Genomic DNA, 18,162 nt, shown 5'->3' with positions numbered 1-18,162 from the left:
TCTCCTTCTTAAGTTTTCTTCTTAGTACCAACTTTTATAGTTCCATTAATAACGTGGAATGTATCATTACTTATAATCCGTGTACCAATTAGATTACCATTTTCGTAAGTTTTTCTAGTCACTTTGACTTTAAACCCTGCATAACCAATCTTAACAATTTCCTTTTCACCCTCGTACTTAGTTGGATCTTGTATTGTTTCGGTTTTTGGCTCCGTAACTTCCAATATTTCACTTACAATTTCATAAGTTCTTTTAGTTAATGTAGAATTAGAATAAATATTAAACGAAAGATTTCTGTTTGATATAACACCTTCAATATATATTGGATACTTAAATGTGTTTTTAAACTTATAATCTAGATTGCCATAATCAACTGTAGCATCCTGTCCTTTTGGGATATAACCCGAAGAAATTGTATGATGAACTCTTTCTACAGAAAGAATTTCAGTTGTAAGCATTGCATTATACAAGGTAGATGAAACCTGGCATATTCCGCCACCTAATCCTTGTTCTAATTTATCTCCAATAATTACCCCTGCGGTTTTATATCCTCTTGCTGCAGTTCTCTCCCCTACAACCCCATTAAAGCTAAAGACATCTCCTGGCATAAGTAGTGTCCCATTTATACTTTTAGTAGATAAATCTATATTTGTAGCTCTACCTTCTTGTGAACTTGCAAAGTTCGTACTATAGCTTGAAATTTTTGTATTTATTGAATTTAAGGAAGTCGCTGTAACTTTAGGATTTAATTTCTTTACTGGAGCCGTGATACTTATATCATTTCCTGAGAGAACACCATTTATTTTACTTTTAATGTCTTTTTTCAATTTCTCTGCTTCTAACTGCTTTCCATAAGCGTCACTCGTAACACTAAAGTTCCCACTACTAACCATAGTTATAGTTGCATTCACCGGATCTTTATTTATATCTTTTGTCATTTCCTCTAATATTTTATTAACAGCCTTATCATTATATTCAAAGGTTAGCTTTATTTGCTTATCAACAGGATTTTTAATAGCTTTATATTTCTGTAACATATTCATGTCACTTCCATAGCTCATTGCCTGCTTTATAGCTTCATCAATATTATATTTTGCGTCTAGCATTGAATAGTCCAAGGTATATTTTTTATCTTCAGTTACTATTGTAATTTTTTTCTTAATCACCTTACTTGAGTACTTTTCCTTCATTATTATTTTGGCTTGTTCCTCAGTTTTACCTACTAAATCCTCATTTTCTATTTTGACTTTAGGCAAAATCAAAGAATCCCATTGTTTTACTTTAAAATAAGAGTAGCTAGTAACTATAATTGCGCCTAACAAAGCTAAAACTCCTAATACTATAATTGCTTTTTTCTTCATATGTAATCTCCTTTTCTACTCAAGCATATTATACTACAAAGAGGCTAATATTCCTATATACTTTTCACCTATTCACTCTTGCTTATTTACTAACTTCAGCTCAACATTTCACTTCTAATTAAGTACCTTTTATGGTAAAATTAAACTTATACTAATTCCATTTTAAGGAGTGATAATATGAATTATAATGAAGATAAAATTAAATACTATTTAAAGAACATTTTATCAATATCCAGTCCTTCAGGTTATACACAAAAAATTATGGACTATATAAATGATGAGCTTAACATTCTAAACGTACCACATTTCATTACTAATAAAGGTGCAGTTGTAATCACCTTAAAAGGCAAAAATAACGATTACCAAAGAACACTTTCTGCTCATGTGGATACACTTGGTGCAATGGTAAAAAAAATTAATTCTAGCGGGTCTTTAGCATTAGATCCTATAGGTGGATACATGATGAATTCAATAGAAGGTGAAAACTGCACCATAGAAACTATTGATGGTAAAACCTTCACAGGAACTATTCATTGCACAAAACCTTCAGTGCATATTAGTGGTAATGATGCTCGCGAACTTAAAAGAACCCCTGAAAACATGGAAGTAATTCTTGATGAAAAAATTTCTTCAAAAAAAGAAGTGGAGGAATTAGGATTAAGCGTTGGTGATTTCATTTGCTTTGATGCGAGAACACTCTTTACCGAAAAAGGTTTTATAAAATCTAGGCACCTAGATGATAAAGCTTCAGTTGCAATTCTACTTTATGCTATAAACCACATAATTGAAAATAATATTGAACTTCCATATACAACTAATATATTTATTAGCAATTATGAAGAAGTTGGACATGGAGCTTCTGCATCGATTCCAGAAAAAACTAAAGAGTTTGTATCTGTAGATATGGGTTGCCCTGGTCTGGATCAAAATTCATCTGAGTATAGTGTTTGTATCTGCGCTAAAGACTCAACAGGCCCCTATGATTTAGATTTAAGGAAAAAGTTAACAGCAATATGCAAAAAAGAAAACATAGATTATAAAATAGATATTTATCCACACTATGGTTCTGATGCCTCTGCTGCTCTAAGAGCTGGATGGGATATTAAAACAGCTTTAATTGGTGCTGGAATTTTCGCTTCACATGGATATGAAAGGACTCATATGGATTCCGTATTATGTACTCTAGATTTAATAATTAAATATTGCATGCAAGAATAATGCATATAAAATAGTAGTAGAAATTTTCTACTACTATTTTATGATTTCACTAGCTACAAAATCTATGTTTACCAATTACTTTTATAAGTGTACGTGACCATATCCACTTATTAGTACTCGTTGCAGGATTAAAATAGAATACTGCTCCATCTGAGGGGTCCCATCCATTTAGTGCATCTCTTGCAGCCCTTACGGAGCTTTCTTCAAGTTTTGCATTTATTTGTCCATCTACTATAGCTGTGAATGCCCCTGGTTGATAAATTACTCCTGCTATTGTAGACGGAAATCTTGCATCTCTTGTTCTGTTTAAAATTGTTGCTCCAACAGCCACCTGGCCTTCATAAGGTTCTCCTCTAGCCTCACCATTTATGAGCATAGCTATTAAATCCACATCCTTATTATTTGTTACGTTATTACCAGGATTTGATTTACTAACCGAAATACCCATGGCCACAAGTGTTTGTTTTCCTGCCACTCCATCTACATTTAATCCATTACTACTTTGAAACGCCTTAACAGCAAGGTAGGTATTATAGCCAAATATCCCATCAACACCATCATTATAATACCCCCAATTTTTTAATTTAGTTTGGATTTCTTTAACTTCTTCACCACGTGACCCCTGATTGTAAACCTGTGCCATAGCTTTCATGCTAGAAATATTAAAGTAAATTTCACTTGCAAAATATGTAATTAAAACTATCATAACTACAGCACTACATCTTTTAAAGAAATTTTTTTTAATTTTCAAATTTATTCCTCCTTAGAAAACAATATATAAATTTCATTAACATTAATAGTTTGTTCTAAATTCCAAAAAAAATACACTGTGCTACTATAATCTAATTAAGTAACACAGTGTATTTTTATATAATTTATTTAAGTTATCTTTCATTATTACTTTTAAATGCTTATTTTCTCTTAAAATTCGACATTTTATAATTGAACTTTAACATTTATAAACTTTTATAGTTCATATTTTTTAATAGTTATGTTAATATTATTAGATACAGTTAGCAAAAGACAACTAGTCTATTGGAGGATTAAATGATAGCAAATAAACAATTTTTACCTATTAGCATGAATGATTTGAAAGAAAGAAATATATCTCAATTAGATTTTATAATAATTACAGGGGATGCATATATTGATCATCCATCCTTTGGAACTGCTATAATCGGAAGAACCTTAGAAAGAGAAGGCTTTACCGTAGGTATTATAGCCCAGCCTAATTGGGAAAGCGTTGATGATTTTAGAAAACTTGGAAAACCTAAATATGCATTTATTATAAATTCCGGTAATATAGATTCTATGGTTAATCACTATACTGCAGCAAAGAAAAAAAGACACACTGATCTTTATTCACCAGGTGGTGAGTCAGGTCATAGACCTGATAGAGCAGTAATTGTGTATTGTAATCGCGCTCGCGAAGCTTTTAAAAATGTTCCAATTATAATTGGAGGCATAGAAGCAAGTCTTAGGCGGTTTGCCCATTACGATTATTGGGCCAATAAAGTAAGACGGAGCTTATTAATTGATGCTAAAGCAGATTTACTAATCTATGGTATGGGTGAAAAAACCATAGTTGAAATGGCTAATCTTTTCAAGTATGGCATGAGCATTGATAAAATGACTACCCTTCGTGGAACGGTCTACGCTTCAAAAGATATTAGTGAACTTAAAAACTTTATAGAGGTACCTTCTTTCGAAACTGTTTCCACTGATAAAAACGCTTATGCAGAAAGCTATAAATTACAGTCTTTGGAACAAGATGACATAAGAGGAAAAGTAGTAGTACAAAAACATAATGATCGATATGTAGTACAAAATGCTCCTCAAATTTCTTTAACGCAAAACGAAATGGATATAACTTATGGTCTGCCGTACACTAGAACATATCATCCTATATATGAAGATAAGGGCGGTATTCCTGCAATAATTGAAGTTGAATTTTCTATAACCAGCCATAGAGGTTGTTTTGGTAGCTGCTCATTTTGTGCTTTAACCTTTCATCAAGGTAGAGTTATTCAAAATAGAAGCCAACACTCTATTATAGATGAAGCAAAGCTTTTAACTAGCTTAAAAAATTTCAAAGGATACATTCACGATATTGGTGGGCCTACTGCAAATTTTAGACATAGAGCTTGCAAAATCCAAGAAAAAGTAGGTGTATGCCGAGATAAACAATGTATGTTTCCAACTCCATGTAAAAATCTTATTATCGACCACACTGAATATCTCGATTTATTAAGAAAAGTTAGAGTAATTCCAAACATTAAAAAAGTTTTTATTCGTTCTGGAATAAGATATGACTATTTAATTTTTGATAAAAATCCTAAGTTTTTTGAAGAATTGTGTGAACATCATATTAGTGGGCAATTAAAAGTAGCACCTGAACACATAAGCGACAAGGTACTAGACCAAATGGGAAAATCAAAACAAGAAGTATTTGACCGTTTTGTTAAAAAATATTCGCAGACGAATAAACAATTGGATAAAAACCAATTTTTAGTTCCATACTTTATGTCAAGCCACCCTGGTTGCGACCTCGCGGAATCAATTAAATTATCAGAATATATAAAAGAAATGGGCTACACCCCAGAACAAGTCCAAGACTTTTACCCAACACCCGGTAGTTTATCTACCACAATATTTTATACCGGAATTAATCCTTTCACGAATGAGAATGTTTATGTTCCTACTGAGCAAAAAGAAAAAAATATGCAAAGGGCTCTGATGCAATTTAAAAATCCAGATAACTATAACATTGTAAAAGAAGCACTAATAAAAGCTCATAGGGAAGATTTAATTGGTTTTGATAAAAAATCATTAATACCGCCAAGACCAATGAAGGCAAATACTAATGCCAAATTTTCAAGGAATAAAAATTCTAAAGTAAATCCTTTAAATACCTCATCAAAACCCGTTTCAAATACTACTTCAATACCCGTTCCAAAAATCGCCTCAAAAATTAGTCCTAGCAAAAAAACTAGAACTAGAAAATAAAAAAGCATATATGACTACAAAATTATTTGTAGTCATATATGCTTTTAAAATTTTCACCTGCGTTACTATAACATTAACGATTTTGCCTTTACTTTTTAAACTTTATTAAACCATAATCTATGGTTATAATCCAAGAAATATCACCTAGCAATAACCATGGGAGATTTGCATTTATTGAAGTTAGAATTACTGAAATAATTGTAACAATAGAAGATATTATTATTATTGCTGCTCCTAGTTTATTAGAATATGTTTTGTTAAAAAGTTCTATACCTTTTATAATAAAAACCGAATTTATTATAAGTAGTGCAATATAACAATAATCTTCTAGTTGTAATTCTATAATATATCCACAAAGGTTTGATACATTAATATTTGAAGCAGATTTATATATCATAATGCAGTAGACTACACACAAAATTAAGCACATAAATAAAATCTTTTTTAGTTTGATTTTATTATTTCTGGCAAATATAAACACTGAAATGACGCCACATATTGGTATGCTAAGTAAGTTTGTGTATACCAAAGGTTTTAATAAATATAAATAATTTTGATTCTTTATAATGTAAAGTATTATTAAAGCTATGTATCTAAACGTCATTAAAATTAAAGCAATAACACTTATTATTTTAATTTTTTTAGGTGCATAAAACAAACTAGAAATTATACCTTCATACAATAAAAAAGACACTATTAACAGCAGTAAAAAATATATACTCATTCATATACTCTCCTAAAATTGCTACTATTAATATTTATTAATTAATGTTTGAAATTATGCTTAATTCACTTTATTTTAGTACCTAATATAGATATCCCACCTTTTTCACATTCTATAAGGAGTGGAAAATCAGGTCCTCTTTCTCCATCTATATCTGTACCAATATCTTCGAAGCATTCTATTTCTAATCTATCAGTCTTAAAATAAACAATTCCTTCTATATTTTCTAAGTGCTCATTTCGAATCATTTTAATAAAAATGTTTAAGATATTCTTCATATTTCCAGCCTTTATTATAATTACATCTAAAAGTCCATCGTCCACTTTAGCTTTATATGCAAATTTTAAATTTCCTGCAGTTTGTCCATTAAACACTAACATTAAGTACATATTTCCATCAAAAGAAACTTTATCTGAACTAACTTTTATTTTTAATTTTCTAAAATTAGGTAATTGTTCAATCCCTTTTACATAGTATGCCAGTTTCCCAATAGTGTTTTTCAGATTCATATCCATTTTTTGTGATATATCTGTAAATAAACCTGTACTCGCTACATTAAGAAAATATTTATTATTTATTTTTCCTATATCTATTTTTTTTGCATCACTTGTTAATATTTGATTACATGCCTCTTCAACATCTTGAGGCATTCCCATATAATTTGCAAAATCATTTGCAGTACCTGCGGGAAGAATTGCTATAGGTAAATCAATATTCCTTTTTTTCATCTCATTTACTACAGTATCTAATGTTCCATCTCCACCTGCTATTAAAACGTATTTGTAATTTTTATCTATATCAAAAAAAGCATCTGATATAGGATTTTCATTGCATATTCTATATGGCACTATCGTGTGCTTATATTTTTGATGAATCATTATTATCTTATCTAAATCTGATGCTATAGCATTTTCTCCAGAATATGGATTATAAATAAATTTTACCTTGTTCATTACATTCTCTCCTATTTCCCGCTTAAATTTGATAACTTATTTATAAACATTATACCTCTTTAAAAATAAATCCACAAGATTTACCTTTCCTGTGGATTTTTAGTTAATAACAGAAAAATAAATAGTTAATTAACATATAAGTATCCTAGTATGTTCCACATTTAATTTAAATTCTTACTAAATATTTTGTGTACATGGGATAGAAATATCACTGAGTGCCTCCCCAGCCTCTTCATGAAGATTTGGTTCTAGTGCCACATCGCCTAGTGAAACCATCCCAACTAATTGATCTTTTACGGTTATTGGTAGTCTCCTTATTTGCCTTTCACTCATAATCCTAGTAGCATCATCCACATTCATATTTTGATCTCCTACTATTGGGTTAGAAGTCATAATATCTCGAACTTTTTGCGTTTTTACATCTTTACCCTCTGCCACGCATCTAAGTATTATATCCCTATCCGTTACAATACCAATCACTTTCTCCTTTGTATTTACAGGAATTGATCCTATATTATATTCCTTCATAATATCAGCTGCATGCTGCACAGTATCATCTACAGATAAACTTATAACGTCTTTAGTCATTATTTCAGAAACTTTCATTATATAATCCTCCCTCTTAATTGTTTATGTTAAATAACAATTATTAATATTTTTATTTTAACCATAAATAAATGTTAATATTAATATTTTTTTATTATATTTTTCCTTGAGAACCGAAAAATAAAATTTATGGTTTTCATACTTAAATGTTTCGATAATATGATGTATAATTTAAAATATGATTTATATAATATATTAATATATATAAATATATATATTAATATGACATTATATTTTATAGTGAAATCTTATTATTTTAGGAGTGATATTTAGTGAAGAAATCCTCTATACCCAATATACTTACTTTTGGAAATTTAATTTTTGGTTTATTATCCTTATTAATGACTTTTCAAACTAATTATAATTTTTCTGTAATTTTCATATTATTAGCTGGTTTTATGGATAGATACGATGGACAAGTAGCACGTTTTTTACAAGTATCTAGCGCTTTAGGAAAAGAATTGGATTCATTAGCCGATCTAGTATCTTTTGGCGTTGCACCTTCTTTGCTTATATATAATTTATATAATTTCATTTCTTTAGGCTATTTGGGTTATATTTGTTTTTTAGTTTTCCCTGTAGCTGGTGCATATAGACTAGCACGATATAATAATTCTAAATTTAATAATGTTTATACTGGTATTCCTATTACTCTGTCTGGAATGCTTTTAGCACTCTATGCTTTCGTGACTTTAAATTCTCGCCATAATTTCCCTCTTACTATTATTATAATATTTATACTCTCTTATCTTATGATAAGTAAATTTCAAATTAAAAAGGTGTAAGAAATATAATATTTCTCACACTTTTTTTAATCTTTTAATTTCAACTCCTCGTCAATCTCTGTTTCTATATACTCTGTTTGAATCTTGCAGTTCATAACTTCGGTTTTCATTTTACAGTAAGACATATAACCATAACTCGCATCGTCTAGTACCTTTATTGTTTCATCTATAATGTCCCCCAAATTATCAGCTCTTTTTAGTGCATCCTTAACCTCACCTTTTTTAGATAGTGCAATTTTATTTAATTCATCTGCTCCACCTATTAATAGCCTATAAGAACTAACTAATTTAGTTAAAATATCTGCTAAATTATTTACATCATCGCAATAATTCTGAATTACTCTTCTATGTGCCAAATAATCACCTTTTAGTTTAATTATATTATTATATATATTTATTTATGCTTAGGCGCATTAAAATAAATAACAAGTCAAAGATGTGCCTTGTTATTTATCTAAATGTACCTAGACAATATAATAATATGCTAAAGTAATTATGATATAGGTAGTAATTAAAATGCTTCCTTCTAGCCAATAAGTTTTTCCATCCTGAAAGACTAAAAAAGACATACCTACAGCTATACTACACATTATTATGTGAAAGGTTGGAAATAGAAGTGTCATATTTAAACCCATAAAGCAAGAAAATATTACAAGCACAGGGGTAACAAAAAGTGAAATTTGGATGCTTGACCCTATAGCCGTTTCTAAACTCATATCTACTTTATTTTGCATTGCACACATTATGGTAGAAACATTTTCTCCTATATTCCCCAAAAGTGGAATTAAAATGATACCTATGAACTCTTGGGATATATTATAGTGTTTAGTCAAATCTCTAATATTATAAATTAGCTTATCACTTATAAAATAAAGTAATACAGATATACAGATTAAAATCATTACACTTTCAATAACTTTTTTGTTCACGGCAACTTTTTTTTCTTCTTTATCCACGCTTACAACAAATAAATTGTTATGAGTATATAATGAGAATATTAGTCCTAAGATATAAATACCTATAAGTAAAAAGGCCACTTTCACACTTATGGATATAAGTACCGAACCCTTAACTACAGAGTATCTATTTAATGTTGCGATAACTACCATTGAGGACAATGCCAATAGTAACATATTGAAATTTGTTCGTGCTATTATCCTATTGAAATTCTGCTGCCTGAACTTAAATCCTCCAAACACTACCGCAATTCCAAGACCTAAAAGCATATTATTTATAATTGCTCCAATTAAAGAAGCTTGAACCATAGGTATCATTCCATACTTTATTGACCATATTCCCATCATCAGCTCTGGAACATTGCCCACCGTAGCTGCTAAAAGCCCCCCTTTTTTTTGTCCTATATAATCTGAAATGCTAGTGGTTTGATCTCCTAGTAGAATAGCTAATGGAACTATAGCTATAGAATATATTATTGTATTTGCTAAACTTGAAGAAGTGCTTATAAACATTAATGAAATTACACCGATTATAAAAATATAGGTTTTTTTCATTTAAAACACCAATCTATCATTATTTTGTACTTTCATTTACGTATTCTTCATCAATCTCCTCAAAAATATCTTCATTAATATTTCTGTATGTGTTATACACTTCATTTTCTTCTGTATTGCACCGAAAATATCCATCCTCATCTAAAGATATTACAGGTACTACCGGTACTAAATAGTAGGTTGGGTAATATATTATCATATTGTTTCCTCCTATTTGTAGTCTTCACAATAAATTTTAAAATAAGCTCTTGGAAACTTACATAGTGGGCAAAAATTTGGTGCTTCTTTTCCTATATGGATATATCCACAGTTCATGCATTGCCATTTTACTTCATCGTTTCTTTTAAACATCATGCCATCTTCAAGATTTTCATTTATTTTCATAAATCTCAATTCATGATTTTCTTCGACTTCCTGTATTTCTTTATAGAAATCTGCAATTTCCATAAAGCCTTCTGCTCTGGCTTCTTTTTCAAATTGTTTATATAATTTGCTACTTTCAAAAGCTTCTCCTTGCGCCGCAGCTCTCAAATTGTCTGCTGTATTTTTATTCATCTTAAGAAACTTATCAAAAACTACTCTGGCATGAGCCTTTTCGTTGTTTGCAGTAGCATCGAAAATAGAGGCTACATACTCATACCCCTCCTGCTCCGCTTTTTCAGCGTAGAGTGTATATTTGTTTCTAGCTCTTGACTCTCCAGCAAAAGTTTTGAGAAGATTTCTTTCTGTTTTACTACCCTTTAACTGCATTTCTATTCCTCCATTTAATTAGTTATCTTCCTTATTATTCTATTCATTATGATTTTAAAGGTTACTTTACTAAGTGCTGTGGGGGACTTTCCTTCTGAAATGTCGTTAAAAAAGAGAGGTACATCCTTTTTAGGATATCCCTCTCTTAAATTCCAACAATATATTTATTTAAGTGTGCCCTGTTTTAATAAGATTTTTTTTGCCAATTCAAGTCCTGTAGGAGTAGTTGCAAGACCGCCCATAGCCGTTTCTCTTAATTCACAAGGTAATTGTTTTCCCACCTTATACATGGCAATTACTGTATCATCAAAAGGTATTCGACTTGTAACACCACTCATAGCCAGATCTGCAGTAGTCAAAGCACTTACTGCACCAGCTATATTTCGCTTAGCACACGGTACCTCAACCAAACCTGCGACAGGGTCGCATACTAGTCCTAATATGTTTTTTATAACAATAGCAGCTGCATTTAGTGCCATAGCGGGAGTACCACCCATCATTTCCACTACAGCCGCTGCGCCCATGGCAGCGGCAGAACCACATTCAGCCTGACATCCGCCTTCTGCTCCTGACATTGTAGCATTTTTAGCTATTATAATTCCTACTCCAGAAGCTGTGAATAACGCATTAATTAGCTCATCTTCAGTTTTATTTAACTTCTCTCCTGCTGTAATAATCACTGCTGGCAGTATTCCACAAGACCCCGCTGTCGGCGCCGCAACTATTTTGCCCATGGCTGCATTCACTTCTGAGCAAGAAAGAGCTCTCGCCATTGCTTTTATCATAAATTCACCTGTCAGTGTATTTCCCGACTGCGCATACCTATTCAGTCTAATTGCATCCCCACCTATTAATCCACTTATAGATCTAGTTTCATTTGTAAGCCCATATTCCGCAGCTTCTCTCATTATATTTAGATTTTTCCTCATTTTTTCAACAATTTCGCTACGAGTAAGTCCACTCTCTTCTTGTTCACACATTATTGTATATTCCCAAATTGGTATATTTTCCTCTTCACATACACTTAAAAGGTCTATCCCTTTGTTTACAAACATATTATTTCCTCCTCTCTGTATTACGACTGTTTCACTGGTAATATTTCTCTTATACTGTAAATATCCTCCATAGACTTAATCTTACTTAATACGTTTTCAGGCACTATGGTATCTGTTTCAAACACCATGGCTGCTTTTAGCCCTCTACTATTTCTATACACATTCATAAATGCTATGTTAACATTTCCATCATATAACATGGTACTTACTTTTGAAATCATCCCTGGAATATCTTTATGGCTAATTATAATTGTTGGATAGTTACCTGTAAATTCAACTGGTTGCCCATCAACTTCAAATATCGAAATATTTCCTCCTCCAACAGATGAACCAACAACCTCAACTATTTTTTCATTTTTTTTTGTTATAATAAACTTTACCGTATTAGGATGAACATCTCCCAAATCGCCCTCAGTAAACTCTATTTGGAGCCCTTGCTTTTTAGCTATAGCTAATGAGTCTTTAAGTCTATCATCCCAAGGATCCATCCCTAAAATTCCTGCGACTAATGCTCTATCCGTTCCGTGGCCTTTATAAGTTTTAGCAAAAGAACCATGTAAAACAAATTTTACTGATATTATATTTTTCCCTGCAATTATAGCGGCAATTTTACCAAGTCTTGCAGCCCCCGCTGTATGGGAACTTGATGGTCCTACCATAATTGGACCCAATATGTCAAAAACACTATAGTTTTTCATTTGTTTTCCTCCTTGTCAGCATCTGCACAGTATAACATAATTATTTTATTTTAACGTGCTTTAGTATTGATAAAAGCAACTTCCGCCAGTAAATTCTCTTATTATTGAATTATCTGGCACTAAATCTTTGTCTACATCTTTGAAAAAATTTAAAAAGCTCCTTAATCTGCTTGCCTCATAATATACTGGACTTTCTTCCCCAATTTTATTAAGCTCAGCTAATGCGAATTTTTTAAGCACACAAAGCTCATAGACTACACTAGAGTTAAATATTGCATCTGCTTGCTCTTGAAATACAAAAATATTTTTTTCCTCTCCACGTTTTATAGAAGGCCACATTTTCAGTGTATCTTCAACGTCGTATCCCCTTGATAAATAATCTCTAACTATTCTTCTTGTCATTCTTACGTCTGTTGTAGAAATCCTGTTATGATCATCTAAATTAAGCTGTGTTAAAGGACTTATATATATTTTAAATTTACTTTCCTTAGGTATAGATGAAGTTAAAATTTCATTTAATCCATGAATTCCTTCTACAATCATAATTCCATTTTCAGGCATTTTAATTTTATTTCCATGCCATTCCCTTTTTCCTGTTTTAAAATTAAAACTTGGTATTTCAGTCTCTTCACCTCGCAGCAATAATTTTAAATCCTTGTTGAAAAGCTCTAAATCTAAAGCATATATAGATTCAAAATCATATTGCCCCTGTTCATCTCTTGGAGTAATTTCTCTATCAACAAAATAATCATCTAATGAAATAAATATTGGTACTAGGCCGTTCACTCTCAATTGAATACCTAATCTTCTTGAAAAAGTCGTTTTTCCTGAAGAGGATGGTCCTGCAATAAGCACTAATTTTACCTTTTCCTTCTTATGAATCATATCCGCAATATAGGCAATTTTCTTTTCATGAAGTGCCTCTGCTACTCTAATTAGATTAACAATATCACCATTTACTACTTCATTGTTTAATGCACCAACACTTCCAACACCTAGTATTTCTCCCCATTGTGCTGCTTCATAAAATACTTTAGCTAATTTTTCGTGTTTATAAAATTTAGGAATTCTACCTGGATCATCACTTGTTGGGTATCTTAATATAAAACCTGGTTCATAGTATATTAAATCAAATGTTTTTAATATTCCTGTTGAATAAGCCATGGGCCCATAGAAATAATCATATCTCCCATCTAATTCATAAAGCTTAATCTCTTTTGCGGTTACGTATTTTAAAAGCTTAACTTTATCCTGCATATCATACTGCGTAAAAATTTCCACTGCCCTCTCTTTTGAAAATGCTATTTTCCTTATAGGAATATCAGCTTTTATTATTTCGCTCATCCTACTTTTTATATCATATATATCATCAATATCTAGTGCAATAGTCTTATGAATCTCACCAAATAATCCTTTACTTAAAGAATGTTCGATAGAAATTCTAGCTTCAGGGAATAATTCAGAAATTGCTTTTATTAGTACAAACTGAAGGGTTCTAACGTACGCCATCATTCCAATTCTACTTGTAATATCTACAAGTTCAAAATCACCCCCATGCGAAACAGTACTTCCTAGCTCATAAAATTTATTGTCAATTTTACCTAAAACTACTGGAAAATCATTTAACAAACTATTTTTTTTAATAATATCGTTTAATATAGTCCCCTCTGGGGTTGAAATGTTTCTACCATCTTTAAGTCCTATATTGAAACTGATCATACAATCATCCCCTATTTTTAGTGTTTAGTACTATTATACTTTAGTTTTTAAAAAATGTATCCTTTCCCCCTTATAATTTTTGTGTTTAAAGGAACCATATACATCATATATTAAAGAGGTGTTATTATGCTTATTTTAGTAATCAGAACTTTTTTACTATACTTCACAGTAATATTCATTATGAGAATGATGGGTAAAAAACAAATAGGTGAGCTTGAACCTTTCGAACTTGTAATTGCATTGATGATCTCTAATCTTGCAACTTTCCCCATGGAAGATATAAGAATACCAATTATACATGCGGTTATACCAATATTCACTTTGCTATTTCTCCAAATAGCTACTTCCTATATTGAACTCAAAAGCGAAAAGGCTAGAAAAATTTTAACAGGCACTCCGAGCATATTAATAAAAAATGGCAAAATTGATATTGCAGAGCTCAGATGCCAAAGATTTAATATTAATGATTTATTCGAAGAACTTAGATTAAAAGGGTATTTTAATTTATCTGATATCCAATATGCTATTTTAGAGACTAGTGGTGAGCTATCCATATTGCCTAAAACTAGTGGTTCCAATGCAACTAAGGAGGATTTAAATATATCCATAACTCAAGAGTCTTTGCCTATACCTTTGATTATGGACGGCAATATAAATTTTAAAAATTTAGAGCTTTTAAAAAAAGACAACACTTGGTTAAACAGTATATTGAAAAAAAATAATATTATCTGTGCTAAAGATGTTTTCATAGGAATGATTGACTCTAAAAATAAGTTTTATTATCAACTTAAGGAAGGGAAAGATAAGAAAATATGAAAAACGTTATTATAGCCTTTGGATTATTTTTTACAATGATTATAGGTATATTTGTATCTATAAATCTTATAAATCGTAATTGTGCTCATTTACAAAATTTGAATTCTTCCCTAGAAAGCTATATACTTAAAGAGAACTATGAAGATGCTTACAATTTATCACTAGATTATGTATCTGAGTGGAAAAAAGCTTCTAAACTTTTAGCTATATATATACATCATGAAGATACAGATCATATGGACAGTGAGCTTTTAAAATTAACTCAATATATAAAAATGAAAGATCAGTCTGAATGCTTAGCCACTATACATAGTATGAAATATCTTGTAGATCATATAATGTCTCATGAAAAAGTATCTATAAGCAATATTTTTTGATTTTTAAATTTATAGGTACAATTTATAGTAAAGGGGTAGAAAATAGTCCAATTATAGCTTATAATTATAATATATCATAAGAGTCCCGCAGGGACAATATATGTCCCTGTCACAAAATTTGAAAGGTGGAATTAACATGGCTTTAGTTACTACTACTAATATGTTTAAAAAAGCTTTAGAAGGAAATTACGCTATTGGAGCTTTCAACATCAATAATATGGAAATAATTCAAGGAGTTGTCGACGCTTGTGCTACTCATAAGTCAGCTGTTATACTTCAAGTATCAGGCGGCGCTATGAAATATGCTAGACCTACTTACCTTAGAAAAATGGTAGAGGCAGCTATAGAAGACACTGGTCTTGATATTGCTCTTCACTTAGATCACGGTTCTGATCTTGCTCAAGTTAAAGTTGCAATTGCTGCTGGATTTACTTCAGTAATGTATGATGGTTCTCATCTTGATTATGAGGAAAATGTAAAAACAACTAAAGAAGTAGTTGAATTTGCTCATTCTAAAGGTGTTGTAGTTGAAGCTGAACTTGGAAAGCTTGCTGGAATTGAAGATGCTGTTAGTGTTTCTGCAGCAGACGCAACTTATACTGATCCAGAACAAGCCGTAGATTATGTAACAAGAACTGGTATTGATTCTTTAGCTGTAGCTATAGGAACAAGTCATGGTGCATATAAATTCAAAGGCGAAGCTAAACTTGATTTTGAAAGATTAGCAACAATCACAGAAAAATTAGAAGAAGCTGGAATGCATAATTTCCCAATAGTTCTTCACGGAGCATCTGCTGTAGATCAAGATTACGTTGCTATGTGCAATGAATTTGGCGGAGAAATTAAAGGTGCAAAAGGAATACCACTAGATATGCTTAGAAAATCAGCTTCTATGGCTGTTTGTAAAATAAACATGGATACTGATTTAAGACTTGCTATGACAGGTTCAATAAGAAAAGTACTTGCTAAAAATCTTGGCGAAATAGATCCAAGAAAATATTTAGGCGAGGCAAGAAATAACATAACTAAATTAGTTGAAGGTAAAATCACTAATGTTTTAGGTTCTGCTAATTCTTCAAAATAATTTAGATTAAATTAATTAAAATCTAAGTGATTAAAACAAAGATACCCACAGTATATTATACTGTGGGTATTTTTGTTTTATCTTTTAATAGGAGACTATAATGCTTTTATACTTTTTTTCTTATCTATTTTTCAACATAATTACTTACATGTTTAATAACCATATTAATTGTTCCGTCACCGTTTCTTTGTATTTCAAAACGACTATTATCATGATATGTTTCTTCATTTACATATAAATCTATATCTTTATCAATTTTTAGTCTTACTCTTTTTAGCTTTTTATCTATCCATTCTTTATCAAGACTAATATTTTCTGAAATTCCTTGTTCTGTTATGAATTCAACAAATTTTTCCTTAGTATCATTATTTTCAGAAAACATTTCCTCAGACAATTCTTTAACGTCAATATTATCTTCTTCTCTAAGTTTTCTTTTTATAGTACTTCTAACAACTTCTGCTTCATCTGCATTTTCTACAAAGTTATTTTGGGTGAATTTTTCAGCTGCCTTCACGAAGTTTTTAGTAACATCTCTTTCATTATCAATAATTGTGCAACCTAAGTAATTACTGATAAAGTAGTTTGAGCCATATTCCTCCTCTTCCTTATTCTTGCTTTTTTTATCGATAACCATTAAATCAAAATTATTTTCATCTCTAATTGGTTTTAAAAACGCACATTTTTGTATTCTTTGAGAACTACCAGGTAGACCTGTGACCTGTGATACTATATCAATACCTAACTTATTATCCACAAACTCAATAGTGTGCACATAGTTTTTAATATAATCCATTTTAAATATCCCAATCATTGGTCCAAACTCTGTGGTAAAAGATACTATTACCAAATCACAAGAAGGAACACTCCCAATAGATCTCATTAAAACAAACATCTGTCTTGCTAGTTCCTTAGATACCACCAGTAAATTATTCTCACCATTTAAGTATTCTTGTGATATATCTTTTACTATGTTTCGATCGGAATTAAAGACTCCATACTTTAATTCTTCATCTTTTAAGCACTTCTGTATATGTTTCAGTAAATAGTTATATTTTTCTTCATCTAAGTCTAATGCATATTCATTCAAGATAGGTTCATCTGCATTGTTATCTAAAACATGAATAATAGCCTCATTTATATTAATTTCTTTTATGTACTCCAAAAAAACACCACCTTAATATTTATCTAAGGCGCGTTTAAATAAATAACAAGTCAATAATGCTAGTCCATTTATTTAAACGTGCCTATTTATTATACTATGTATTGGTACTTATAACAAAGTCATATATTGCTATTGACCTTAGTTCTCAACAGAATATTATTGTACCTAACTATTTTCCTGTATTGAAATTTATAATTTTAATGTAATATTAATGTTACTTTATTTAAGTTATGATATAATCACAATTAATGATATAATAAAGAATTAATGATTAGATATATAAAAATAGGAACATAACAATTAATAACTCTTATGTTCCTCAGCAGCGACAAGGAGG

General features: G+C 30.6%; 19 protein-coding genes. 6 read left to right on the top strand and 13 right to left on the bottom strand.

What is annotated here, in order from left to right:
• Window positions 1–8: 8 nt before the first annotated feature.
• Complete coding sequence (locus ACWJJ7_RS15145) at window positions 9–1,361, bottom strand: VanW family protein (RefSeq protein ID WP_462962828.1); 1,353 nt, start codon at window positions 1,359–1,361, stop codon at window positions 9–11.
• Between the two features lie 177 nt (window positions 1,362–1,538).
• Here ACWJJ7_RS15145 and ACWJJ7_RS15140 point away from each other — a divergent pair, with 177 nt between their 5' ends.
• Window positions 1,539–2,579, top strand: coding sequence for a M42 family metallopeptidase (locus tag ACWJJ7_RS15140; RefSeq protein ID WP_462962827.1), 1,041 nt, complete (start codon window positions 1,539–1,541; stop codon window positions 2,577–2,579).
• A gap of 49 nt (window positions 2,580–2,628) precedes the next feature.
• On the opposite strand, the gene sleB is transcribed toward ACWJJ7_RS15140, so the two are convergent.
• Window positions 2,629–3,324, bottom strand: coding sequence for a spore cortex-lytic enzyme (gene sleB / locus ACWJJ7_RS15135; protein ID WP_462965008.1), 696 nt, complete (start codon window positions 3,322–3,324; stop codon window positions 2,629–2,631).
• Between the two features lie 305 nt (window positions 3,325–3,629).
• On the opposite strand from sleB, the gene ACWJJ7_RS15130 reads away from it, so the two are divergent.
• On the top strand, window positions 3,630–5,585 hold the full coding sequence (locus tag ACWJJ7_RS15130) for a YgiQ family radical SAM protein (RefSeq protein ID WP_462965007.1): 1,956 nt from the start codon (window positions 3,630–3,632) through the stop codon (window positions 5,583–5,585).
• Between the two features lie 88 nt (window positions 5,586–5,673).
• Here the strand turns inward: ACWJJ7_RS15130 and ACWJJ7_RS15125 are convergent, their stop codons facing one another.
• From ACWJJ7_RS15125 to ACWJJ7_RS15115, 3 genes are all read right to left on the bottom strand, one after another.
• Window positions 5,674–6,309, bottom strand: coding sequence for a hypothetical protein (locus ACWJJ7_RS15125; protein WP_462962826.1), 636 nt, complete (start codon window positions 6,307–6,309; stop codon window positions 5,674–5,676).
• A gap of 65 nt (window positions 6,310–6,374) precedes the next feature.
• Entirely contained in the window at window positions 6,375–7,262 is an 888-nt protein-coding gene (locus ACWJJ7_RS15120; RefSeq protein WP_462962825.1) for a YegS/Rv2252/BmrU family lipid kinase, read from the bottom strand.
• Window positions 7,263–7,439: 177 nt separating this feature from the next.
• Window positions 7,440–7,868 (bottom strand): CBS domain-containing protein, encoded by a 429-nt coding sequence (locus ACWJJ7_RS15115; RefSeq protein WP_462962824.1) that lies wholly within the window; start codon window positions 7,866–7,868, stop codon window positions 7,440–7,442.
• Between the two features lie 272 nt (window positions 7,869–8,140).
• Between ACWJJ7_RS15115 and pssA the strand changes: the two genes are divergently transcribed.
• Window positions 8,141–8,653, top strand: a complete 513-nt coding sequence (gene pssA, locus ACWJJ7_RS15110; protein ID WP_462962823.1) for a CDP-diacylglycerol--serine O-phosphatidyltransferase — start codon at window positions 8,141–8,143, stop codon at window positions 8,651–8,653.
• Window positions 8,654–8,679: 26 nt separating this feature from the next.
• Here pssA and ACWJJ7_RS15105 read toward each other — a convergent pair whose 3' ends face one another.
• From ACWJJ7_RS15105 to ACWJJ7_RS15075, 7 genes are all read right to left on the bottom strand, one after another.
• The gene (locus ACWJJ7_RS15105; RefSeq protein WP_462962822.1) at window positions 8,680–9,009 is read right to left on the bottom strand and encodes a hypothetical protein; all 330 of its coding nucleotides are present in this window, start codon (window positions 9,007–9,009) and stop codon (window positions 8,680–8,682) included.
• A 108-nt stretch (window positions 9,010–9,117) separates the two neighbouring features.
• Complete coding sequence (cax, locus tag ACWJJ7_RS15100; protein ID WP_462962821.1) at window positions 9,118–10,164, bottom strand: calcium/proton exchanger; 1,047 nt, start codon at window positions 10,162–10,164, stop codon at window positions 9,118–9,120.
• Between the two features lie 19 nt (window positions 10,165–10,183).
• The gene (locus ACWJJ7_RS15095) at window positions 10,184–10,363 is read right to left on the bottom strand and encodes a hypothetical protein (protein WP_462962820.1); all 180 of its coding nucleotides are present in this window, start codon (window positions 10,361–10,363) and stop codon (window positions 10,184–10,186) included.
• 11 nt (window positions 10,364–10,374) lie between these two features.
• Window positions 10,375–10,914, bottom strand: a complete 540-nt coding sequence (rbr, locus tag ACWJJ7_RS15090; RefSeq protein WP_462962819.1) for a rubrerythrin — start codon at window positions 10,912–10,914, stop codon at window positions 10,375–10,377.
• 164 nt (window positions 10,915–11,078) lie between these two features.
• Complete coding sequence (gene sdaAA, locus ACWJJ7_RS15085; protein ID WP_462962818.1) at window positions 11,079–11,969, bottom strand: L-serine ammonia-lyase, iron-sulfur-dependent, subunit alpha; 891 nt, start codon at window positions 11,967–11,969, stop codon at window positions 11,079–11,081.
• Between the two features lie 20 nt (window positions 11,970–11,989).
• The gene (gene sdaAB, locus ACWJJ7_RS15080; RefSeq protein WP_462962817.1) at window positions 11,990–12,667 is read right to left on the bottom strand and encodes an L-serine ammonia-lyase, iron-sulfur-dependent subunit beta; all 678 of its coding nucleotides are present in this window, start codon (window positions 12,665–12,667) and stop codon (window positions 11,990–11,992) included.
• Between the two features lie 60 nt (window positions 12,668–12,727).
• Window positions 12,728–14,386 (bottom strand): nucleoside kinase, encoded by a 1,659-nt coding sequence (locus ACWJJ7_RS15075; RefSeq protein ID WP_462962816.1) that lies wholly within the window; start codon window positions 14,384–14,386, stop codon window positions 12,728–12,730.
• A gap of 126 nt (window positions 14,387–14,512) precedes the next feature.
• Here ACWJJ7_RS15075 and ACWJJ7_RS15070 point away from each other — a divergent pair, with 126 nt between their 5' ends.
• From ACWJJ7_RS15070 to ACWJJ7_RS15060, 3 genes are all read left to right on the top strand, one after another.
• Entirely contained in the window at window positions 14,513–15,202 is a 690-nt protein-coding gene (locus ACWJJ7_RS15070) for a DUF421 domain-containing protein (protein ID WP_462962815.1), read from the top strand.
• Complete coding sequence (locus tag ACWJJ7_RS15065) at window positions 15,199–15,579, top strand: DUF4363 family protein (RefSeq protein ID WP_462962814.1); 381 nt, start codon at window positions 15,199–15,201, stop codon at window positions 15,577–15,579. The genes ACWJJ7_RS15070 and ACWJJ7_RS15065 overlap by 4 nt, the downstream gene beginning before the upstream one ends.
• A gap of 136 nt (window positions 15,580–15,715) precedes the next feature.
• On the top strand, window positions 15,716–16,663 hold the full coding sequence (locus tag ACWJJ7_RS15060; protein WP_462962813.1) for a class II fructose-bisphosphate aldolase: 948 nt from the start codon (window positions 15,716–15,718) through the stop codon (window positions 16,661–16,663).
• A 124-nt stretch (window positions 16,664–16,787) separates the two neighbouring features.
• On the opposite strand, the gene ACWJJ7_RS15055 is transcribed toward ACWJJ7_RS15060, so the two are convergent.
• The gene (locus tag ACWJJ7_RS15055) at window positions 16,788–17,825 is read right to left on the bottom strand and encodes a nucleoid-associated protein (RefSeq protein ID WP_462962812.1); all 1,038 of its coding nucleotides are present in this window, start codon (window positions 17,823–17,825) and stop codon (window positions 16,788–16,790) included.
• Window positions 17,826–18,162: the final 337 nt, after the last annotated feature.

The organism is Clostridium sp. CM042 (genome assembly GCF_055080995.1).
The sequence above is the reverse complement of the archived record's forward strand: the minus strand, read 5'-3'. Positions and strand labels throughout refer to the sequence as shown.